This is a genomic window from Algoriphagus halophilus, assembly GCF_900129785.1.
In the GTDB taxonomy this organism is placed as follows: domain Bacteria; phylum Bacteroidota; class Bacteroidia; order Cytophagales; family Cyclobacteriaceae; genus Algoriphagus; species Algoriphagus halophilus.
This window is the reverse complement of the sequence record NZ_FSRC01000004.1, coordinates 271,014-292,856: the sequence shown is the minus strand read 5'-3', so window position 1 is coordinate 292,856 and position 21,843 is coordinate 271,014. Positions and strand designations below refer to the sequence as shown.

The 21,843-nt window shown below is 38.8% G+C and carries 19 protein-coding genes; 13 read left to right on the top strand and 6 right to left on the bottom strand.

From position 1 onward, the window contains the following. Positions 1 to 13: 13 nt before the first annotated feature. The 6 genes from BUR11_RS20230 to BUR11_RS20205 all read right to left on the bottom strand — a co-directional run bounded on the left by BUR11_RS20230 (position 14) and on the right by BUR11_RS20205 (position 4,964). Entirely contained in the window at positions 14 to 910 is an 897-nt protein-coding gene (locus BUR11_RS20230) for an N-acetylmuramoyl-L-alanine amidase (RefSeq protein ID WP_074226848.1), read from the bottom strand. A 143-nt stretch (positions 911 to 1,053) separates the two neighbouring features. Continuing rightward, positions 1,054 to 2,835, bottom strand: a complete 1,782-nt coding sequence (locus BUR11_RS20225; protein WP_074226847.1) for a glycoside hydrolase family 15 protein — start codon at positions 2,833 to 2,835, stop codon at positions 1,054 to 1,056. A 104-nt stretch (positions 2,836 to 2,939) separates the two neighbouring features. After that, positions 2,940 to 3,506, bottom strand: coding sequence for a nicotinate (nicotinamide) nucleotide adenylyltransferase (gene nadD, locus BUR11_RS20220; protein ID WP_074226846.1), 567 nt, complete (start codon positions 3,504 to 3,506; stop codon positions 2,940 to 2,942). A 4-nt stretch (positions 3,507 to 3,510) separates the two neighbouring features. Further along, positions 3,511 to 4,083, bottom strand: a complete 573-nt coding sequence (gene gmk / locus BUR11_RS20215; protein ID WP_074226845.1) for a guanylate kinase — start codon at positions 4,081 to 4,083, stop codon at positions 3,511 to 3,513. Between the two features lie 2 nt (positions 4,084 to 4,085). Then, on the bottom strand, positions 4,086 to 4,355 hold the full coding sequence (locus BUR11_RS20210; protein WP_074226844.1) for an anti-sigma factor: 270 nt from the start codon (positions 4,353 to 4,355) through the stop codon (positions 4,086 to 4,088). Between the two features lie 12 nt (positions 4,356 to 4,367). Continuing rightward, on the bottom strand, positions 4,368 to 4,964 hold the full coding sequence (locus BUR11_RS20205; protein WP_074226843.1) for a sigma-70 family RNA polymerase sigma factor: 597 nt from the start codon (positions 4,962 to 4,964) through the stop codon (positions 4,368 to 4,370). Positions 4,965 to 5,087: 123 nt separating this feature from the next. Between BUR11_RS20205 and BUR11_RS20200 the strand changes: the two genes are divergently transcribed. From BUR11_RS20200 to BUR11_RS20140, 13 genes are all read left to right on the top strand, one after another. Continuing rightward, on the top strand, positions 5,088 to 5,927 hold the full coding sequence (locus BUR11_RS20200) for a lysophospholipid acyltransferase family protein (RefSeq protein ID WP_074226842.1): 840 nt from the start codon (positions 5,088 to 5,090) through the stop codon (positions 5,925 to 5,927). A gap of 505 nt (positions 5,928 to 6,432) precedes the next feature. Next, positions 6,433 to 8,712 (top strand): ATP-dependent helicase, encoded by a 2,280-nt coding sequence (locus tag BUR11_RS20195; protein ID WP_074226841.1) that lies wholly within the window; start codon positions 6,433 to 6,435, stop codon positions 8,710 to 8,712. Between the two features lie 65 nt (positions 8,713 to 8,777). Beyond that, on the top strand, positions 8,778 to 9,437 hold the full coding sequence (locus tag BUR11_RS20190) for a DUF4290 domain-containing protein (RefSeq protein WP_074226840.1): 660 nt from the start codon (positions 8,778 to 8,780) through the stop codon (positions 9,435 to 9,437). Continuing rightward, positions 9,437 to 10,744 carry a UDP-N-acetylglucosamine 1-carboxyvinyltransferase gene (gene murA, locus BUR11_RS20185; protein ID WP_074226839.1) on the top strand — a complete coding sequence of 436 codons (1,308 nt, stop codon included), beginning with the start codon at positions 9,437 to 9,439 and terminating at the stop codon, positions 10,742 to 10,744. Before BUR11_RS20190 ends, murA begins: the two co-directional genes overlap by 1 nt. A gap of 18 nt (positions 10,745 to 10,762) precedes the next feature. Next, a complete protein-coding gene (locus BUR11_RS20180) occupies positions 10,763 to 11,785 on the top strand; it encodes a glycosyltransferase family 61 protein (RefSeq protein WP_084561118.1) in 1,023 nt (340 codons plus the stop codon). Between the two features lie 77 nt (positions 11,786 to 11,862). Further along, positions 11,863 to 13,581 (top strand): IlvD/Edd family dehydratase, encoded by a 1,719-nt coding sequence (locus BUR11_RS20175; protein WP_074226837.1) that lies wholly within the window; start codon positions 11,863 to 11,865, stop codon positions 13,579 to 13,581. A gap of 9 nt (positions 13,582 to 13,590) precedes the next feature. Further along, on the top strand, positions 13,591 to 14,352 hold the full coding sequence (locus BUR11_RS20170; protein WP_074226836.1) for an SDR family NAD(P)-dependent oxidoreductase: 762 nt from the start codon (positions 13,591 to 13,593) through the stop codon (positions 14,350 to 14,352). A 341-nt stretch (positions 14,353 to 14,693) separates the two neighbouring features. After that, positions 14,694 to 15,335 carry a hypothetical protein gene (locus BUR11_RS20165; RefSeq protein WP_074226835.1) on the top strand — a complete coding sequence of 214 codons (642 nt, stop codon included), beginning with the start codon at positions 14,694 to 14,696 and terminating at the stop codon, positions 15,333 to 15,335. Between the two features lie 297 nt (positions 15,336 to 15,632). Further along, positions 15,633 to 16,100: a DinB family protein gene (locus BUR11_RS20160; RefSeq protein WP_074226834.1), complete on the top strand. Its 468-nt coding sequence runs from the start codon at positions 15,633 to 15,635 to the stop codon at positions 16,098 to 16,100. Between the two features lie 381 nt (positions 16,101 to 16,481). Next, positions 16,482 to 17,420 (top strand): helix-turn-helix transcriptional regulator, encoded by a 939-nt coding sequence (locus BUR11_RS20155; RefSeq protein WP_074226833.1) that lies wholly within the window; start codon positions 16,482 to 16,484, stop codon positions 17,418 to 17,420. A gap of 96 nt (positions 17,421 to 17,516) precedes the next feature. Then, positions 17,517 to 18,080 (top strand): nuclear transport factor 2 family protein, encoded by a 564-nt coding sequence (locus tag BUR11_RS20150; protein WP_143186096.1) that lies wholly within the window; start codon positions 17,517 to 17,519, stop codon positions 18,078 to 18,080. Between the two features lie 1,168 nt (positions 18,081 to 19,248). Then, positions 19,249 to 20,379, top strand: a complete 1,131-nt coding sequence (locus BUR11_RS20145; protein ID WP_084561116.1) for a helix-turn-helix domain-containing protein — start codon at positions 19,249 to 19,251, stop codon at positions 20,377 to 20,379. Positions 20,380 to 20,437: 58 nt separating this feature from the next. Further along, positions 20,438 to 21,838, top strand: coding sequence for a S41 family peptidase (locus tag BUR11_RS20140; protein WP_084561125.1), 1,401 nt, complete (start codon positions 20,438 to 20,440; stop codon positions 21,836 to 21,838). Positions 21,839 to 21,843: the final 5 nt, after the last annotated feature.

The following is a 21,843-nucleotide window of genomic DNA, read 5'->3' as shown; positions in this document are numbered from 1 at the left end:
CCTGTAGCAGCTGTTACAGGTATTTTTTATATAAATTTTTTAGAACTCGGATATCATAATCCGTAAGTTCACTATCCACTTCATTTTGCACAAAATGGAGCTTAAATGATTGAATTGCCAAGGCAGGATCACTTACATCATATCCAATAATTCTTAGCGCTATAATAGGATCAAATGCGTCTTGAGGTAAAGAATCCATGGTTTCTAATTCAATAAGATCCACCCCATTAATCGGGTCAATAGCAGGCTGGACCACTTCTTCATCGTACCAAAACCCATATCCTTCTTCAGCTAGCAGTTTCCAGGGAAAATACCTGTTAGGATCTACTTTTCTGGAAGGGGCGATATCCGAATGCCCGATAAAATTGGCAGTAGGAATCCCATATTTCCATTTTAATCGCTTACAAAGCACTAATAGACTTACGATTTGTTCCTCAGAGAAGGGTTCAAAACCATTGTTATCCAATTCAATCCCAATGGAAACTGAATTCAAATCAGTAACGCTCCCCCATTTACCTCTCCCTGCATGCCAGGAACGGAGGTAATCATTCAGCATCTGAACGATCGTCCCGTCCTTCCCGATCACATAATGCGAACTCACCTGGGTACTGCTTTTCGTAAAAGTTGAAATCGTCTGTTCTAAAGAATCCTGAGCCGTATGGTGAATGATCACAAAATTGGGCCTTCTGATGCTGAAATTGGTAGTCCCCACCCATTCATCAGTGATACTGAGGGTATCATAATCCAGCTCTTCTTTTGTGGGAGGAATTACTCGATAGGCTTCAGCCACCTCTTTGACACTCTTTCGGTGTTCTTTATTAATCTTCTTATAGGGATTGGATGCACAGGAAACTACCAAGAGGAAAATGCAAAAACCTAACAGGTGCATGGTGATTCTCTGAATATTCATAGAATAGAATAATTGATAAACAGATGAAGCTACAAGTATTGTACTAGTTCTAAAATGCCATTTAAAAAAAATCCTATCCAGGATAAGCCTGAATAGGAAATTAGAATTGTCTAGGTTTTAAAAACCTCAAAGGTCTTAATCTATTACAAGAAGTTTGGTCTATCCAATTTTTTTCCGATTCGGAATGCTGCATTCATCAAGCCTACATGGGAATATGCCTGAGGAAAATTCCCCCATTGACTTCCTGTTTTCTGGTCTACATCCTCCGAAAATAAGTTTAAATGATTGCAATACTTAGTTAGGGTCTCAAAGCCTTCCTCCGCCTCACTGATTCTTCCCACACAAGCCAAAGCTTCTATATACCAAAATGCACAGATGAGAAAAGTCGTTTCCGGTACTCCAAAGTCATCCATGTGCTTATAGCGGTAGAACAAGAAATCCTTGGCCAGTAATTCCTCTTCCAATGCTTTCAAGTGGTCATTGGCACGTTCCAGATCATCCCCAAAATACCCCATAGTTATCAATTGTAAAGTAGAGGCATCCATGTAAGTGGACCCTACTGCTTGTGCATAGGCTTTTCTTTCCGGCAAGTAACAGGACTCTATTTTTTTGATGGCCTCATCCCGAAGATAGATCGCCTTTTGGTACATGTCATCACTTTTCAATCGGATTCCGATTTTCGCTGCGGCACAAGCACCAGCCCAATGGAATAAAAAGGTGTAGCAATGCTCTTGGGCTAAATTTCTAAACTCCCAAAGCCCTGCATCCTTCTCATGCATGGTGGCCTCAATTTTATTGAGCAAATTCATGATCATGGGTTTAGAAGAGCTTCTCTCCTCTTCGGTAAATCGTTGGTCAGAATACAAGGGAAGCAAGGATACCAACACCTGACCATACAAGTCATTTTGGATGTGAGTATAAGCCTGATTACCAAACCGGACAGGTTTATTTCCCAAATACCCATCCAAATTAGAAATCTCTTCCGTCAATAAGGAATCACCGGTAATGGAATACAAAGGTTGGTATCGACCACCTTCTACAGGTCTCAGATTATGAATAAACTCAAAATATTTTTCCAACTCCTCAAAGTGTCCCAAACTATTGAAACAAGTCAAGGTATAATAGGTATCACGGATCCAGCAATAGCGATAATCCCAGTTTCGGGTAGAATTGGGAGACTCCGGTAAGCTCGTGGTAGAAGCAGCTATGATGGCTCCTGTATCTTCATACTGGTGGATTTTAAGAATAAGTGCCGATCGTAACACCAACTTCTGATGAAAATTCGGAATACTGGTGGATTTTACCCACTCCTGCCAATAAGCAGCGGTAGCATGCAAAAACCGTTCGGAAGTTGTCTCGATGGGAGCCTCCAAGGGTCTACCATAAGTCAAGACCAAATAAACTGGACGGTGAATCGCAAATGCTTTATCATCCACAATGTAGGACATCGGTGCATTGGTAGTCAGTCTAAGCTCCTGATCTATGCCCATGTATCGGATATGATTACTACCAATACTTGGAGTCAAAGCCATATTCCCATAATCCGTCACCGGCTCACAGTTAATTTTTATCCTTGGAGATCCTGAAAGACTTTCCACTTTACGGATCAGCATCAATGGTTTATAATACCGATCAAAGTTTTTGAATCGGGGAGCAAAATCCGTGACCTTATAACTGTTTTCACCATAGGTCACAGTCGTTTCCAGAATATTCGTATTCTCTAAGTATGTCTGAGAGGTTTCAAAATTTTCAGACTCTGGTAAAATGGTGAACTTCCCACCTTTTTCCCTGTCCAACATGCCTCCGAAAATAAAATCAGAATCAAATCTTGGAAGACATAACCAACTGATATTGGTATCTTTTTCTACATGAGCGATATAAGCACAGTTACCAATCAGCCCACTACCATATGTATGTTTTTGCATTAACTTGTCTTTGAAGGAAAGAAAAAAGTCGGTTTCTGGGTTTACTTTAAAGAAAATAAAAAGTAGGCCCTATTGCAAGGTTTTATGTGATTAAGAACAGTAATCTACAAATACAATTTCTTATCCCGAATATATTCTGCTACCCCATCAGGTAATAAATACCTCACTGATTTTCCTTCCAATATGGATTTTCGGATAAAAGTTGCAGAGATATCCAGTAAAGGAGCGTCCACCATTTTGATGTTAGGATGATCAATGTTCTTTAACTCTCCTGGTCTCGGATACACAAAAATCTCATGGTTATCCAGGATCATCTGATAGTTTTTCCAACGCTTGAGTTGGGTCAAATTATCTGAACCCAAAAATAAACAGAATTGATGTTGTGGATATTGGTCCGTCAGATAGGCAAGAGTATCGATGGTATAGCTAGGCTTCGGCATGGAAAATTCCACATCAGAAGCCCTAAAATGAAAATTATCCTCTATCGCCAATTCCACCATTTTCAGGCGGTCAAATTCATGAATTAGGGACTGTCTTTTCTTTAGGGGGTTTTGGGGACTGACCACAAACCAAACCTGATCTAAGTCAGTTTGATCGTGCAAGGTGTCTGCAATGATCAGGTGACCAATATGAATGGGATTGAAGGAGCCGAAATAGAGTCCGATTTTCAAAATTCTATTTGGCTATAAAATCTCTGACTAATTTTTCCGCCTCTGCTGAAGATACTTCAAAATCATCATTGACGATCGTCACATCAAATTGAGGCTCAAATTTCATCTCGAATTCCGCTTTGAAAATTCTTCTGGAAAGAGACTCGTCAGATTCTGTTCCCCGATCATTCAATCGAGTCTTGAGAACTTCTAGAGAGGGGACTTTTACGAATATGGCCAAGGCCTGGTCCCCAAAATACTTTTTCAAAGCCAATCCGCCTTTGACATCTACGTCAAAGATCACGGTTTTACCTGCATCCCAGATTCGCTGGATTTCTTCTTTGAGGGTGCCGTAAAAATTACCTGCATATACTTCTTCCCATTCAATGAAGTCTCCGTTATCGATGTGCTGCTTAAATTGTTCTTGAGTTAAAAAATAATAGTCCTTGCCATGCACTTCGTGTCTTCCACGTTTGTCCCGAGTACAGGCTGAAATAGAAAATCCCAAGGTTGGGATTTTTTGAATTAAGTGTTTGACTAACGAAGTTTTGCCCGATCCAGAGGGAGCGGAAAAAATAATAGCCTTTCCTTGAGTCATATTTATTTGATCTCTTGAATTTTTTGGCGGATACAATCAGCTAATTCGGTAGGAACTTCTTGCTTGGTGCATCTGGTCTTCAGCACATCACGGATTGCTTGTTCTAAATGAAAGTGTTCAAAACAAGGTTGACACTTGGCCAACTTCTCTTTGAGAACTTCTTTTGAATTGTCTATTTCTCCGTCTAGAATACTTTCTAACAGCTGAAAGCACCTACTGGTATCATCGCACTTTAACTTTCGCGACTCAGATGTTTCTTCATTCATATCCATGCTAAATCTTCTTTAAATTTCCTCCTCGTCTGTGTCATAACCCATATTCTGGGCATAGCCCTTAAGCTTTTCTTTGAGTAGATTTCTTGCTCTGTGAAGCCTAGATCTCACTGTCCCAATCGGAATATCCAAAATCTTGGCCATTTCTTCATATGTAAATCCTTCTAGGTCACAAAGTATAATAACGGTCCGAAAATCCACTGCAAGGCTATTCAATGCATTGGAGATCTCATCTCCCAGCATTCCTTTTACTGATTCTGCCCTGAGGTCAGTAGTACTTTGGTAATCAACATCATCAGAGTTGTAATAAGTTTCAACTTCCTGATAATCTACCTTGGCAGGTTGCTTACTTTTCTTGCGGTATTCATTGATGAAGCTGTTTTTCAGGATTCGAAACAACCAAGCCTTCGCGTTGGTTCCTTGCTCAAAAGAATTGATAAAGCGGTAGGCTTTCAAATAAGTATCCTGCACCAAGTCTTTGGCATCATCCTCATCAAAGGTGAGTCGATAAGCAAAATTATACATGGAGTCTATGTTGGGCATAAACTCTCCATCGAAGATGGCATTTTTTTGCTCTTGAGAATATTTTCTGCGCTGAACTTCCGACATAAGTCTCAAAAGTAATGATTGAGGTATATTATAACTAGAAAATAAGAATAATTCGAACGTATATTGCATAAAATACGTTCATGAACCCTCTCTAAAAATTCTGTATTTCCAATTTAATTAAGGATGTTTTTATTAAGGCTTTTCTCCCGATTACCATTACCAGTCCTCTATTTATTCTCAGATGTCCTGTATTTAATAGCACGTTACATTATTAGATACCGCAAAAAAGTAATTGATGAAAATTTGAAATTCGCCTTTCCTGAGAAATCCGAAAAAGAGAGAAAAGACATTCGAAACAAATTCTATAGAAATTTCACCGACGCATTTTTTGCTGAAACATTTAAAATGCTGACCATTTCTGAAAAAGAGCTGAAGAGACGTTTTCACGTGGTCAACCAAGAACTGGTAGATGCTCCTGTATTAGGTGGTAAAAGTTCTTTGATGATGGCTGGGCACATCTTCAATTGGGAAATGGCCATTTTGGGAGTTGCTTCTAATACGCAGGTGATGGCAGAAACCGTTTATTTGAAACTGAACAATGCCTTTTTCAATAAAATGATGCTCGAGATCAGGACCAGGCTGGGAGGTGTCATGACCGAAAAGAAAGATTTTAGAAAGAGTATGATTCAAATGCGTAAAAAGCCGAGAATCGTCCATTTGGCGGCAGACCAAAGACCTCCAGTTTCTGAAACTAGGTATCAGCGGGAATTCTTAAATAGACCGGCCCTGTTTTTTGAAGGCGGGGAATTTATGGCCAAAAAGATGGAGTTACCAGTGTTTTTTGGTACCATCACTAAAATCAAACGAGGACACTATACATTTGAATTTTCAAATTTAGCCAATCCTCCCTATGCTGATCACGCTCCTCATAGCATTACAGATGAGTTCTGTAAAAGACTTGAACAAAACATTCGTGCCCAACCAGATCTTTATTTGTGGAGTCATAAAAGATGGAAGCTTTAATCCATTGCCCCAAGATTCTGTGAGATTTGAAACAAAGAAGTGCTGATTACTTATATTCACTTCGAATTCATTTATTTTGCAGACTCATCAAATGAGCGTTTGGAAAAAACCATAGGGATTAAAGTCTGAAAGCAATTGACCATTTTCTTCAAATTTATAGTTGTGTTCCGACACAATTTGACCGGAATATTTTGATCAAGAAGGCTTTTCTTCATGACCGTGATTACCTTTCCAAAAACCTGAAAAGATGTTAGAGGTATTATCTTTTACCTTTTCAAAACCATCCAAGGAGAATAGGAGTATTACAGAAAAGGTTAATCCCTTTCAGTTTTAGAAGAAGAATTTAATTGGCAAAAAATTCTTTACTGAGGTAAGTAATAAGTGACTTCTAAAAAAAGATAACCTTTTTTGGATAAGGGCGAGATACCTAAACCTTAGCCTTCGATGAAGAGTCCAAGAGATGAAATTTCTCTTAACCAGGTAAATAAAATAGAGTTGATTTAGAATGGATTACCTAGATAGTTTAAACCCACCCCAACGAGAAGCTGTAGAACATACTGATGGCCCTGTGATGATTATTGCAGGAGCCGGATCGGGTAAGACTAGGGTACTCACCTATAGAATAGCACATTTAATCTACGCCAAAGGTGTAGATGCATTCAATATTCTCTCATTGACCTTTACCAACAAGGCTGCAAGTGAGATGAAGCACCGGATTGAATCTTTGGCCGGTTTGGAAGCAAGAAATACCTGGATGGGAACCTTCCATTCGGTTTTTGCAAAAATCCTTCGTGTAGAATCGGAAAAGATTGGATACCCTTCCAATTTCACCATCTACGATACAGATGATTCCAAATCCTTGATCCGATCCATTGTCAAGGGGATGCATTTGGATGATAAAGTATATAAAGCCAATACAGTTCTTTCCAGAATATCGGGAGCTAAAAACCGGTTAATCTCCTGGCAAGCGTATCAAAACGATCCCTTTGTCAAAGCGGATGATGAGGCTGCGATGAAGCCCAAAATGGGGGAAATCTATCAACGCTACCAAGAACGCTTGTTCAAAGCGGGAGCCATGGACTTTGACGACTTGCTTTTCAATACCAACATCCTGTTCAGGGATCATTTGGACGTGTTGAATAAGTACCAGCAGCGCTTCAAATACATCATGGTGGATGAGTTTCAGGATACCAACGTTTCCCAGTACCTGATTACCAAAAAGCTCGCTGCGGTACACCAAAACATTTGCGTAGTAGGTGACGATGCTCAAAGTATCTATGCGTTCCGAGGAGCCGACATTCAAAACATTCTAAATTTTGAAAAGGACTATCCAGACCTTTTTGTGGTGAAACTGGAGCAAAACTATCGTTCTACAAAAACCATCGTGGAAGCGGCTAACTCCATCATCGATAAAAATAAGGCCCAGCTGAAGAAAGTGGTCTGGACTTCTAATCCGGATGGAGATCAAATCGAATTGATCAAAGCCAGTTCGGATAATGAAGAGGGGCGAATCGTGGCCAACACGATTTTCGAAGAAAAGAACAACAAAAAGCTCAGCAATAATGACTTTGCTATTTTGTACCGAACCAACTCTCAGTCACGATCGATAGAAGAGGCCTTGAGAAAGATGAATCTGACCTATAAGATAGTAGGAGGCCTCTCTTTCTACCAACGAAAGGAAATCAAGGATTTGATGGCCTACATGCGGTTCACCGTTAACCCTGCAGATGAAGAAGCCTTCAAACGAGTCATCAATTATCCAAAACGAGGAGTAGGAGATACTTCCGTAGAGAAAATGCTGGTAGCAGCTTATGAACATGATATCCCTTTATGGGAAGTAGTCACGAATGCGCACAGCTTTTTACCTGGAAGAGCTGGCAACGCGGTTGATAATTTCGCCACCTTGATCAAGGCTTTTCAAATTGACGTGGAGCGCAAAGATGCCTACGAAGCGGCAAATAATATTGCCAAGCAAAGTGGCTTGCTTCGGGAGCTTTACGAGGATAAAACCATTGAAGGGCTCAATCGATACGAAAACGTTCAGGAACTCCTCAACGCCATCAAGGAATACGTAGATAATCCTGAAAATGAGGACAAGAGTTTAGGTGCCTTTTTACAGGAAATTGCCCTGCTTACTGATAACGATCAGGACAAGGATCAAACAGAGGCGATTACCCTAATGACTATCCACTCCTCCAAAGGCCTGGAATTTAAGCAGGTATTTGTGGTGGGATTAGAGGAAGACCTATTTCCTTCCCAAATGATGATGCAAAGCAGAGAGGATTTGGAAGAGGAAAGAAGATTATTTTATGTGGCCACCACCAGAGCCATGGATAAATTATACTTTACCTATGCCTTGACACGTTACAGATTTGGGAGGTTGTTAAATTGTGAACCTAGCCGGTTTTTGGAAGAGGTAGACCCGAATTGCATCAAAGTCAACAAACGTATGGCCAGTAGGGATATGCCTGGAGCTTTTAGAAGAGAAGGATTACCGGGTAGAACAACTAATACAGAGGCTAGTTCTGGGTTCATTGGAATCAAGAAAAAGCCAGAATCGAGAGTTCCCAGTGGCATGAAGGTACATACCCCCAGCCCTGATTTTAAACCCTCCAATACCAATAACCTAAGAGCAGAACAACTGGTGGAACATCCCAAATTTGGTTTTGGGAAAGTTCAAAAAATTGAAACTGAAGGACTTAATAGAAAAGCAAGGATTCAATTCGAACATTTTGGAGAGAAGACTTTATTACTTAGCTTTGCGAAGCTCAGAATTATAGACTAATCACCTGCCCTCCTGACATTTGGTAATTTTTTGTTACCTTTTACTATGCAAAAAAGGGAGGCCACATGGAGCAACTTGAACCTGACAAACAAAGACTTATTTTGAAAGAATACGGCAAAAACGTTCAACGCCTGGTTGATCATATCACAGGCATTGAAGACCGCGATAAGCGCACCGCTAGTGCTTATACCGCTATTGAAATCATCAAGCAACTGAATCCTCCATTGAAGCAGGAGAATGATCAGAAGCTTTGGGATGATTTATACATCATGTCTGATTTCAAATTAGATGTTGACAGTCCTTTTCCAATGCCTGAAAAAGAACTTTTAGGAAAGAAACCTGAGCCTATTGGCTATCCAAAAGGTGAAATCAAGTTCAAGCATTACGGAAGAAACATAGAAAAACTCATTGAAAATGCCATTCAAATAGAAAATGACGAGGAGCAGGAAGCCGCCATCATCTTCATTGGTCAATTGATGAGAAGTTTCCATTCTACTTGGAACAGAGACAATTTTGACGATGCTATCATCCTGGATGACATCAAAACCTTATCAAAAGGAAAGCTTCACATTGATTTGGAAAAGGTTAAAGAAAACGGATTATTTGAATCCAATACCCGAAGAGATTTCAAACTTCCGACACAAAACGAACACAACCACAAAAACAAGCGCTCGCATACCAACAAGCGTCGCAACAACAACCACAACAAAAAACGTAGAAATTAATGGCTTCATTTCGGGTTAAAGGGGGAAATCATCTTAAGGGTGAGATCATCCCGCAAGGCGCAAAAAACGAAGCTTTGCAAATCCTTTGTGCTGTCCTACTCACATCTGAGGAGGTCACCATACATAAAATCCCAAATATTCGTGATGTAAATAAACTCATCGAATTGCTGGGTGACATGGGTGTCAAAGTGACCAAATTAGGTCCAGAATCCTATTCTTTTAAAGCTGATCAGGTCAATCTGGATTACCTAGAAACGGAAGAGTTTTTGAAAAAAGCTTCCTCTCTTCGTGGTTCCGTTATGATTTTGGGTCCTTTGTTGGCTCGATTTGGAACTGGAAAACTATCCAAACCCGGAGGAGATAAAATTGGAAGAAGAAGAATGGATACTCACTTTTTTGGCTTTCAAAAGCTGGGTGCAAAATTCCGATACGATGCCAAAAATGAAATTTTCCATATCGATGGGAAAGGCTTAAAAGGCTGTTACATGTTATTGGATGAAGCTTCCGTAACCGGAACAGCCAATATCGTCATGGCTGCAGTTATGGCAGAAGGTACCACCACCATTTATAATGCTGCCTGCGAACCTTACCTACAGCAACTTTGCGACATGCTGAACCGCATGGGAGCAAAAATCACAGGGGTAGGTTCCAATTTACTGACCATCGAAGGAGTAGAAAAACTTGGAGGCACCGAACATAAAATGCTTCCTGATATGATTGAAATTGGGTCTTTCATTGGCTTAGCAGCCATGACTCAATCTGAAATCACCATCAAAGATGCGCAGGTTCATCGATTAGGCATTATTCCTGAAACGTTTCGTAGAATGGGGATTAAGTTGGAAATCAAAGGAGATGACATCTTTATTCCAGCCCAAAAACATTATGAAATCGAAACCTTTATAGACGGATCCATCCTGACCGTGGCTGATGCCATTTGGCCGGGCTTTACTCCAGATTTGTTGAGCATTGTATTGGTTACCGCTACCCAAGCAAAGGGAACTGTATTGGTACACCAAAAGATGTTCGAAAGCCGTTTATTCTTCGTGGATAAGCTGATTGATATGGGAGCACAGATAATTCTTTGTGATCCACATAGAGCGACAGTCATAGGTCTGGATAGAAAATACCCATTGAGAGGAATCCGAATGACTTCCCCGGATATTAGAGCGGGTGTTTCCCTGTTGATAGCAGCATTATCTGCTACTGGAACTTCCATCATCGATAACATTGAACAAATCGATAGAGGATATCAGCATATTGACGAGCGATTAAATGCCCTTGGCGCAGAAATCGAACGAATCCCATAAAACCCCAACCATCCGGCAATGTCCGGATGGTGCTGTTTTTTACTAAATACCACTGTTTTGACTTTGATGGAGGAAATTTATATCAAAAGAAATCCACCTTTGAATCTTCAACCTGAAGATGAAAAAGTATTTAAGGATTCTTACGAGTGCAGGTATAAAATGAACCCAATTCTGCATTTAGAAAATTCTTTTATCCTTCAGGACACCGTATTTTCTCCGTCCCACATGAGTTTTTATGCTAGTCATACGCATGTAAACTCCCTTGGCTTTCTCCCTTTAGGAAAAAGAGTGGCCCATTGCATGTTGAAAAAATGGAGGAAAGTCCCCCATGGCATCTGGATCAAAGATGAATGGAGTTCTGATTATCTACATTGGATGACGGATTGCCTTCCCAGACTTTGGATGGGCTTAAATACCGGCATTTCAGACCGGGTGATTTTGAACGATTCCTTTCGCCACCTCCCCTATGTTTCCCAAAGCTTGGAAATCCTCAAAATCAAGCCCACCTATTACCAATCCAATGAAAATCTGTACGTAGAAGACTTGGTTTTGACGCCAAGAACTTCCCCCTTCCCTAATTTCAATGTGGAACTCACTCAGCTGAGCCGAGAAAAGCTGAGATGTAAAACACCTAAAGAAGCCTTTAAAAAAGTCTATTTAAGTACCAAATACGCTCCCAAAGGAAAAGCCTTGAATGAGGTAGACGTAGAACTCTTGATGAGAAAGCAAGGCTTTGAAATAGTCTACGCAGAAAAACTGAGCCTCAAGGAGCAAATCTTTTTAATGTCAGAAACCAAAACCTTGGTTTCACTCCATGGAACAGGTCTGACTAATATGCTTTTTCTCCCAGAGACCAGTCAAGTATTGGAACTGAGAAATCAAGATAGCAATAATTCCTTGTGTTACTATAATCTGGCCAATGCACTTGGGCTGGACTATTATTACACTCAAAATCAAGGAGATGTCAGCAATTCTGGTTCAGAAGATCTGACTGTAAATCTGGATGCATTGACCCAAGTCATTCGCCAGCTAAAAGATTAATTTCCCATCATTCTTCTTAAGCCCTAATCCTTCTCGAAATTTTTGGTAAATTCTAGCCTCAATTGCCAAAATAACCTATGAAGAAGAAAAAACTCCGCAGCCAAGAATGGTACGGTAGAACCGGAAAAGACGGTTTCATTTATAGATCTTGGATGAAAAACCAAGGTTTCCCACATCACTTGTTCGAAGGCGACAAGCCTGTGATCGGAATTTGTAATACCTGGTCAGAACTCACTCCCTGCAATGCCCATTTTCGGGATCTTGCGGAAGCCCTCAAAAGAGGAATCTGGGAGGCAGGAGGATTTCCATTGGAATTCCCTGTAATGTCTTTAGGAGAATGTTCCATAAAGCCAACCGCTATGCTGTTCAGAAATCTGGCCAGTATGGATGTAGAAGAAAGTATCCGAGCCAATCCAATGGACGGAGTGGTATTGATGTGTGGATGTGATAAAACAACCCCATCCCTAGTCATGGGTGCAGCTTCTGTAGATATCCCTGCATTGGTGGTATCAGGCGGACCGATGCTGGTAGGTAGGTTTAAAGGAAAGAAAATCGGAACCTCCGACGTTTGGCGTTTTGCGGAAGAATTTAAAACAGGAAAAATCACGCAAGAGGAATTAATAGAGGCAGAAGCAGCTATGTCCAGATCTGTGGGACATTGTGCTCCAATGGGAACGGCCTCCACCATGGCAGCCATGGTAGAATCTCTAGGTTTGGCTTTACCAGATAATGCCACCATTCCTGCAGCTGATTCCAGAAGAAAAGTCTTGGCACATATGGCAGGGATGAGAATCGTGGAAATGGTCAACGAAGACTTGAAAATGAGTAAAATCCTGACCAGAAAATCCTTTGAAAATGCCATCATGGTCAATGCGGCCTTGGGGGGGTCTACCAATTTTATCCTTCATCTGACCGCCATTGCCAAAAGAATTGGGGTGGAATTGGATCTGACGGATTTTGACCATTTTTCTTCTAAAATTCCATTAATCGCCAACGTTCAACCTTCGGGAGAGCATTGGGTAGAGGACCTGTTCTATGCAGGCGGATTGCCAGCGGTCATGAAAGAACTGGAAAAGCATTTGCATACAGATGCCTTGACAATCAATGGCAAAACCATAGGAGAAAATATCCACAACGCGGAATGCTATGATCGGGATTTGATCGGTACGATGGAGAAACCCATCAAACCGGATTCTGGAATCGCAGTATTGAAAGGAAATCTTTGTCCCAATGGAGCGGTAATCAAGCCCTCGGCTGCCAGTCCTCATTTATTGACCCATACTGGAAAAGCCGTTGTTTTTGAAACCATCGATGAATACAAAGCAAAAATTGATGACCCTGAATTGGACATTGATGAAAACTCCATTATGGTCATGAAAAATGTAGGTCCAAAAGGCTACCCAGGCATGCCGGAAGTGGGAAATATGACATTGCCAAGAAAAGTATTGGACAAAGGAATCAAAGATATGGTTCGGATTTCTGATGGTCGAATGAGTGGAACCGGATATGGTACGGTCGTGCTACACGTTTCCCCTGAATCTGCCATAGGTGGACCACTTGCTTTGGTAAAAACCGGAGATTTAATCGAATTGAACGTCCCAGCAAGAACTTTGAACCTTTTGATTTCGGAGGAAGAGTTTGAAAAAAGAAGAGCCGAGTTTAAACCCTCCCAACTTCCCTACGAGCGAGGGTATGTCAACCTATTCCTAGATAAAGTGAACCAAGCCCATGAAGGGGTTGATTTTGATTTCCTTCAAGGAAGTTCAGGTTCTGAAGTCAAGCGAGATTCACATTAATGTTGCGTGATGAATAAACAGAAAACCGCCATTATTACTGGAGCTGGGCAAGGAATCGGCCTTGCAATTGCCGAGAAACTTGCCGCTCAATCTGTTAATTTAATCCTAAATGATTTAGAGGAAGGATTAATCAAAGATGCATGCAACCAGATTTCGAAAGCCCATGGCATGAAAGCGATCCCTGTTGCTGGAGATTCCAGTGATCAGGAAACGATCAATAACATGATCCGTGAAGCGGTTACTAATTTCGGTTCCTTGGATATTGTGGTGGCCAATGCGGGAATTACCCTCTTTGGAAATTTTTTGGAATATACCAGAGAAGACTTTATGGAGGTGACCAGAGTAAATCAGGCAGGAACATTCTTTCTGACCCAGGCAGCGGCAAAAGTGATGAAAAGCCAGGCCAGCGGTGGATCCATCTTATTGACTTCTTCCGTGACTGCCCATCAAAGTCATGAGAATTTAGCAGCTTATGCCATGAGTAAAGCAGCCATAGAAATGCTTGCCAAAAACCTGGTATTGGAACTAGCTCCTTTTGGAATCCGGGTGAACACCATCGCTCCTGGTGCTACCATGACGAACAGAACCGCTTTGGATCCAGACTATGAAGCGACTTGGTCAAAACTAACCCCATTGGGCAAACCTGCTTCCCCGAAAGACATTGCAGATGCAGCAGCCTTCCTGGTTTCCGATGCCTCCAGTCATATTACTGGGCAAACTTTAGTGGTAGATGGAGGATGGACCAGTATTAGTCCCTCTCCTTACGATTGATATTTCACTGGTCATTGCCTTCCTACCTTCATTTCCCCTGTCCACAGTAGGTGAAAGAAGGCTAGTAAGCCGACGAAGCAATTCCTGTGAATTAGATCGAGATTGCTTCGTCGTTCCTCCTCGCAAAGACGGAACTATTTTCGGAAAGTTCTTAAAAAAGCTTAACATAAGCTAAACGGAGTCGATAAAGATAGTGGTGATCTCTTTATATCAAGACAAAAGAGCTTAGGAGTAAAAAAATTTTTATACGTCCGAAAACGGATCTGCAACATATTTTACTTCTTAAAATAACAATCCTAATGAATTCATAGTATATTATATGCTTTGAAAAACAACCTACCATGAAACAACTCAGCTTTGTAATACTAATTGTAGGGGCCTTGAGCTCTTGTCAGCCTAAAGAAACCATCCCGGATACACTTCCCATGAAAGTGGCCATGGCCTATGGCTTTGATCAAATGGATCAGGTTAATACCATTGGCTTCACTTGGAACGTACAGCGGGACTCAGTGAATGTTCTTTCACGATCTTATGTCTGGAATAGGAAAGACCAAACCGTAGATTATACCGATCCTGATACTACGTATTCGTATAGCTTGTTAACAGATTCGCTTCCTCCAGCTGACAGGGCTTTCATCAATGATAAATACTGGGCGATGATGCCTTTCCAATTGGGTTGGGATTCTGGCTATACCTTTGAGACGGAAGAAGGTGTAAGCACGCCTTTGAAGGGAACCAATTCCACCAAATTGACAATCGTTTATAATTCTGGAGATGGCTATACTCCTGGAGATGCGTATGATCTATATCTGGATGAAAACAATAAAATCCTAGAGTGGACTTTTCGTAGAGGAAACGGGGAACAAGGAGCTACTTGGACTTGGGAAAATGAGAAACAAATAGGTCCTCTGACCTTCGCTCAAGATCATATGGGAGCCAATGGCAAACGCTTTATCTGGATCTCCAATATCTCAGTTAATTAAGCCCTTAAAAATTGAATACAAGCCGTTTGAAGTTCTTCAGACGGCTTTTTTTATGTTTATACTTAAAAATACTTTTTGGAAAAAGTTGAAAAATATAGACCATAATCAGCACTTTTTTAAGACAAAAGAATCCATTATCAATTACCACTAGAATCATCTCAACGAAATTCTTAATTTAGGTCTCGTAACATCGAAAAACCATTGTGGACAACGCAAATATATATGCAAAAGAGTATTGGAGTTGCGTATATACAAGTGTTGGCTGAAACGTCAAACGACATTCTTGATATAAATTAAATGACCCAATCCGAACTTATAATTTTAAATTTTACAGAAATACGGAGAAGAAGCATAAGACTTTGGAATGGGCTTCCTGAGAGCAATTATAATTGGAAGCCTGACGAAAAAGCCATGACAGCCATAGAAATGATTAGGCACGTGTTGGAAGCCGATTATGGATGGAATATGATTATCAATGACAGAAGTTTATCCAATTATCAAACGCCTTGGAAGAATCGACCATTCATTAGTGTTGCTGACGAACTTGAATTTGCTCAACCCTTTAGAAACACATTTTTAGAAAGTGTTCGTCAATTTTCGGATACAGAATTAAGTGAAAAGAAAATCATTCATCCTGGAAATGGAGAAAAGAAAATCCTTGGAAAATATTTATTACGGATTGGCTATCACGAATCTGTTCATGCTGGACAATTCATCACTTATTTAAGAGCCATGAAAGTTAATCGCCCAGAGATTTGGGACTGAAAAATTAATGGCACAATCACCCAAAACTTCTTCAATAAATAATCAAAAGTTCATGCTCAAGCAATTACCCGATTTAACCTTTAGAATTATTGTAGGGTTATTTTTGACCTTATTGAATCAGCTAAATTGATTTTTGTTATATACTATAACCATAGTCAAGAGCTAATAGGCTAAAAAAGTCTCTCAATGCAATTTCAGACCCTAGAGGTTAACAAGAACTGTGTGCTATCAGATCTCCAAATTCCAATATTCAGAACAATACTTTTTACTTAGTAAGAAAGGGAATTACCGAAATTCTTATTTTAGGTCACCCAACATTCTTTAGCCCTATGGATAAATGCCATAGTTGTGACCAATAAAAAAAGAATCGACTCATTTGCTATGGAAATTCATATTGACATCACTAAAAATATCATAGAGCAATTTGATCGCTATTTCAATTTAACAAAAACAGAAAATGGACTAATACCAGATCCTGAAATTATTGAAAGTGACGTAAAATATATAGAATTCCCGGGTGAACTGGAGTTTCATCATTTTGGCAATGCATCATTCAAAGTACCTATTTCTATGACCTCGGTAAATCCTGTTGACACCAAATGGTATGTTATCCATATCAACCTTTCAAAAATTAAGCAGGAGAAAAAGGCAGGAGATCAAATCATTCACTTTCAAAGACATCTACCAATTGGTATTCTGCTCTATGGTCCAAACCTTAAAATCGAAACTCAAATCCCTCCAAATATTGAATCTGAATTAGCTACTATTCGGTTTAGTGATACCTTTTTGAGCGCCTACTTTAAAGATTGGCAAAACCTAATTGACCGGGAAAAAAGCTTGGTCTATGAAGACTTAGACCCTATTTTGGACCATAAGTTATCATTGGCTTTATCAGCCATGGATGAAAAAATAAAATGTCATGGACTTGTACTAGACTTCGTGCAGCAATTCTTTAATAAGCTGAAAAGTCATAAAAAGGGAATAAATCCAGGTAAACTTCACCCTGAAGACCTCAAAAATCTTTTCAAAACTTCAACCTTGCTTAGAGACCCAATAATTAGTCAAATTCCAACCGTTGAAGAATTGGCTAAAATGGCAAATATGGGACAATCCAAATTCAAAAATTCCTTCAAGCAGGTATTTGGTTTACCTCCCATGGAATACCACAATAGAGTGCGTATGGAATTTGCTGCGGCAGAAATTCAACACAATGCTAAGACTCCCTCGGAAGTAAGTTATTTGCTTGGGTATTCACACCCTTCCAACTTCACCAAAGCATTTAAAAAATACTTCGGTCAGCTTCCCTCCTCATTTGATTAGACTTTTGTCTTTTTCCACTAATGGAGTGACTTTTTGCATTAAACCCAAACTCTTCTTGTGGTCTATTTTGCAGTAGGAAAACTTAAAAAAAATATCATGAAAACTTTAGAAAATTCATCTACTGCTTTTAAACGCAACTCTAGATTATTTTTCCTCGGAATACTATTTTGTTTAGTACTATCATGTAAAAGTGAAAAAAATGAAAGAGCATCGGAATCAAATATTGAGGAAGTAATCGACTCTGGCAACCACCAAAGAGAAGTTGCATACAAGATTCTAGCTCAAGAAAAGGCATGGGCTGCGGCGCTCGTTGCCAATGACCTAAACATTGTAGAAGCCTTGATGCATCGTGATTTTAGGCTTAAAAGAGTCTATGGAGATGCCTTACCTATTAGTAAGGAAATGTATCTAAGCATGACTGGAATGAGTGCATCAAAAATGGACGTAACGCATTTTGAAATACTTGATGTGCATGATGACCTTGCTATAGCAAAAGCTGCAATGTCTATGGATTGGCAACAGGAAGGTGTTGGTAAACTTCCTCCATATGCAGTCTTAATCGATACTTGGCAAAAGAGTGAAGATGGTACTTGGCAGATCCTTTCAAGAGTAAGTCAAATTCTTGAAGAACCCTATACCAATCATCAAATGACTGATTGAGAAAATACTTCGTGCTATCTATGAATAAGGATTATTATTAAGGGTACCAATTTTCCCGGATTACAGGTTTTATTTGGGATTGGGAAGCCCTTTTAAACATAAATATTAAATAAAACCTTGACTAGGTGTTAGGGCTTTCAAATCGTCAGCTCCATCCCCTTCGTACTTTCTATAACTACCCATTGTTGAGTCAATAAGGCCTTCAATTCAAAAACAAAAGGCTGTGAAGGAGGGAATCACCGAAATTCCTAATATAAATTCCACTACACCTAATATCCTTTTGGTTTAATGCAGGTAATTAAGCAATAGGGTATTGGGTTTGGGTATATAAAATTGTTCTTCAAAGGGAGAGAACTGCAAACCGCAATCAGAATGAAAGTTTTTATCTATCTAACAATTGTTTTTAGCCAATCTTTGGCTAAAAAATTGGTTTATCATCAAACTATATGAACGATTCTGCGAACTACAGAATGGCAAAAACTTTGCTGATTGAGAATTAGGAACAAGTCTTTTTAAAAGATTCTTTGACAATTTTGGGTGAATACGAATTTACATTTTATATGGTGGCTTTTGAATAAAATCCTTCAATATGCCCTCATTCAAACCGAAATATGATACTTGTTTTATCGACGGAGACGAAATAGAAACAAACTCAATCCTAAAATCAGCAAACAAAATCTAATTAACATCTAAACGGATTAAAAAACGAATACATTTTTCTTAAGAGGGAATTTACACTGGGAGTCGCCGAAAAGGAAAGCTTTATCCAAGAATCAAAAACTGGGAAGTTGACATTTGTAGAGTAGCATATTCAATTTGGAGGAAAGTTCGATCATTTAGGGCAGAAGAATTTGAACCGACCTATTCTGCTAATGGGGACGGACGTAGAATTAACATTCGAAGTGGATTAGTTAAGAAAGAACCATGGGTACCGATAGAAAAAATTAAATGGCAAACACCAAGCGTTATAATGAATATGGGAAATGAACACATTGAAAGGTATTTAATAAAAAGAAATTCAAACTGGTTTAGCAACTGGGTCGCATACTCCCTTTAGCTAAACTTTTTACAACGCTTTTTGACCCGTGCATGTAAATGTTCTTAAAAGGCTGGTTTATCAAGCTTTGAATTACTTGTTTTCAGCTTTAAAATTATTCATGATATAAATATGATTGAATCTAACTCGATTTTATTCACTATTATTTGCGTCTTTGGACTTCAATCCATAATGTTTGGGGGATTAATCCTATTCAAAAAACCAAGACGGTTAGCCAATATTTTTTTAGCATTACTTATTTTTTTCTATGCAATAATTCCCTTAAACATAGTATTTGTAAATGTATTGAAAGACTATGATTTGCTTTATATCTTTAGATACTTTCAAATGGAAATGCTTTATGGCATTGGTCCATGCTTATATTTTTACACCAAATGCATAACTAATTCAAAATTTAAATTCCAGAGAAAGCATTTCATCCATTTTATACCGTTAGTCTTGGAGTTTATTTTTTATAGAACAACCATCTACAGGATTGGATCTAATGGCTTGTATTTAGAAGAAATGCCTATCTATTCTTATGTGTATCTAATACAGCAGTGGTTAGGTGTAATTTCTATATTGATTTATAGTTTTATTTCTTTAAAAATACTCTTAAAATACAAATATTTACTTAAGGAGTACTATTCTAAAATTGAACATTTATCTCATAAATGGCTGAAATTACCAATACTTTTTTTTGCAGGGTATTTTATATATTGGAATATTTTAACAGGAATAGACTGGTTTGTGTTTGACAGGTCCTTAAGAGAATATTACTTTCTGCCAAGTTTTGTTATACTTTCTATTATAACATGTTGGTTAAGTTTTAAAGCATATATTCAAAAAGAAAGAGAAGTAGTTCATTTAAAACCTATTAAAAATAAATTCGAGGATAATCAAGATAATAGGGATGAAGAATTTCTTACTAGTTTGAAAACCCTGATGAAAACCCAAAAACCATACCTCAACCCAGAATTAAATCTTTCTATGCTAGCTGAATTCTTAGACATGAAACCAAAAGAATTATCACAAAAAATCAACCAGAACTGTAATCAAAATTTTTATGATTTAATCAATTCTTACAGGATTGAAGCATTTAAAAACCGATTAGAATCACCTGAACATGAAAAATTATCCCTTTTAGGACACGCATATGAATGTGGGTTTAATTCCAAGTCCACATTTAATCATGTTTTCAAGAAATTTAATCAACTCACACCAAGTCAATATCTTAAAAGGCTAAAAAATACGTCCGAATAGAAGCAGTCGGTCGGCAGGACACTTTTTAAGCAGTATGTTTACCGAAAAATTAATGAAAATGAATAATTTTTATTTGAAACTAAGGTGCTACAGAATTGTCTTGTTTTGGTGTGTTTTATTAATAAGTCAATCCAGTTTATCGCAGCAGTTTTCAAAAGCAGATATTTTATCAGATTTAACTTATTTAAAAAAGTCTTTGGAAGAAGCCCACATTAATTTATACGCTTACACCACAAAAGATAGGTTTGAAAACAATTATGAGAAGGTAAAACAAAGCATTAATCAAGACAGTCTCAGTAGCCTGCAGGCGAAAAAACTTTTTCAACAAGTAGTTTCTCAGGTTAATAATGGGCATACCCGAATCCCTTTTCCAATTCCAGAATACATCGCCTATGCCCAAAATGGTGGCACTTTGTTTCCACTTGAAGTGGCTATTGAAAACGGTAAAGTAATGGTCAGAAAAAACTGGTCGGAAAACACAGAAATAGAAAATAATTCTGAACTATTAAGCATTAACGGTCAGCCAATTAATGCCATTCTAGAAAATATTTATCCCCAAATTTCTGCGGAACGAAAATATTTTAAAAATGCGCAATTGGAAAATATGTCATTGCCCAGATTTTACTGGTTGGTTCAGGGAGAGGAAAGTAGCTTTGAAGTTGAGATTTTAACAAATGGAAAGCGCCAAAAGCATCAACTCAAGGCTATAAGTGCTATTGAGGATTTTGAAATGAAAAGAGATGATATTATAAAGCACAAATGGAAACTAGAGTTTATTGAAAAAAGTACTGCGTATTTAAGACCTGGAGATTTTGGAGGCGAATTAGAACAATACAAACTCTTCATAGACTCCGCTTTTGTTGAAATTAAGGATAATGAAACTAAAAATTTGATTATTGATTTAAGAAACCACTCTGGTGGAGATGACTCTTTTGGGAATTATTTGGTATCCTACATTAGCGATAAACCTTTTAAATGGGCGTCTAGATTTCAACTAAAAACAAGTAAACAACTTAAAGAAAATACGAGGCTTAGAAAAGACACCACTCAGGCCTATTGGAAATCTATTTTAAATCATAATGATGGCGAAATTTATGACTATGAATTTGGACTTTATGAACCTCAGCCAAAACATAAACGCTTCCAGGGAAAAGTATATGTGTTGGTCAACAGGCAATCATACTCTCAATCTACAGTAACAGCTGCCCAGATTCAGGATTATGGTTGGGGGAAAATAGTAGGAGAGGAAACCGCAGAGTTTCCGAACCTTTACGCCTCAATCTACAATTATCTTTTACCAAAAACAGGCATAACCGTTGAGGTTTCAAAAGGTAAAATAGAGCGGATAAGTGGAGTAGATAATGGCAAAGGGGTGATTCCAGATATAATGATAAACGACAGATTGTTGGATGATCAAGATGAAATTTTGGAGGGATTAATGGAAATCTTAGAGCAATAAATAGA

What these genes read in the sequence shown, in the direction of transcription:
- BUR11_RS20230 (WP_074226848.1), bottom strand. Translation starts at nt 910, where the DNA reads ATGAATATTCAGAGAATCACCATGCACCTGTTAGGTTTTTGCATTTTC.
- BUR11_RS20225 (WP_074226847.1), bottom strand. Translation starts at nt 2,835, where the DNA reads ATGCAAAAACATACATATGGTAGTGGGCTGATTGGTAACTGTGCTTAT.
- gmk (WP_074226845.1), bottom strand. Translation starts at nt 4,083, where the DNA reads ATGACTCAAGGAAAGGCTATTATTTTTTCCGCTCCCTCTGGATCGGGC.
- BUR11_RS20210 (WP_074226844.1), bottom strand. Translation starts at nt 4,355, where the DNA reads ATGGATATGAATGAAGAAACATCTGAGTCGCGAAAGTTAAAGTGCGAT.
- BUR11_RS20205 (WP_074226843.1), bottom strand. Translation starts at nt 4,964, where the DNA reads ATGTCGGAAGTTCAGCGCAGAAAATATTCTCAAGAGCAAAAAAATGCC.
- BUR11_RS20200 (WP_074226842.1), top strand. Translation starts at nt 5,088, where the DNA reads ATGTTTTTATTAAGGCTTTTCTCCCGATTACCATTACCAGTCCTCTAT.
- BUR11_RS20195 (WP_074226841.1), top strand. Translation starts at nt 6,433, where the DNA reads ATGGATTACCTAGATAGTTTAAACCCACCCCAACGAGAAGCTGTAGAA.
- BUR11_RS20190 (WP_074226840.1), top strand. Translation starts at nt 8,778, where the DNA reads ATGGAGCAACTTGAACCTGACAAACAAAGACTTATTTTGAAAGAATAC.
- murA (WP_074226839.1), top strand. Translation starts at nt 9,437, where the DNA reads ATGGCTTCATTTCGGGTTAAAGGGGGAAATCATCTTAAGGGTGAGATC.
- BUR11_RS20180 (WP_084561118.1), top strand. Translation starts at nt 10,763, where the DNA reads ATGTCCGGATGGTGCTGTTTTTTACTAAATACCACTGTTTTGACTTTG.
- BUR11_RS20175 (WP_074226837.1), top strand. Translation starts at nt 11,863, where the DNA reads ATGAAGAAGAAAAAACTCCGCAGCCAAGAATGGTACGGTAGAACCGGA.
- BUR11_RS20170 (WP_074226836.1), top strand. Translation starts at nt 13,591, where the DNA reads ATGAATAAACAGAAAACCGCCATTATTACTGGAGCTGGGCAAGGAATC.
- BUR11_RS20165 (WP_074226835.1), top strand. Translation starts at nt 14,694, where the DNA reads ATGAAACAACTCAGCTTTGTAATACTAATTGTAGGGGCCTTGAGCTCT.
- BUR11_RS20160 (WP_074226834.1), top strand. Translation starts at nt 15,633, where the DNA reads ATGACCCAATCCGAACTTATAATTTTAAATTTTACAGAAATACGGAGA.
- BUR11_RS20155 (WP_074226833.1), top strand. Translation starts at nt 16,482, where the DNA reads ATGGAAATTCATATTGACATCACTAAAAATATCATAGAGCAATTTGAT.
- BUR11_RS20150 (WP_143186096.1), top strand. Translation starts at nt 17,517, where the DNA reads ATGAAAACTTTAGAAAATTCATCTACTGCTTTTAAACGCAACTCTAGA.
- BUR11_RS20145 (WP_084561116.1), top strand. Translation starts at nt 19,249, where the DNA reads ATGATTGAATCTAACTCGATTTTATTCACTATTATTTGCGTCTTTGGA.
- BUR11_RS20140 (WP_084561125.1), top strand. Translation starts at nt 20,438, where the DNA reads ATGAATAATTTTTATTTGAAACTAAGGTGCTACAGAATTGTCTTGTTT.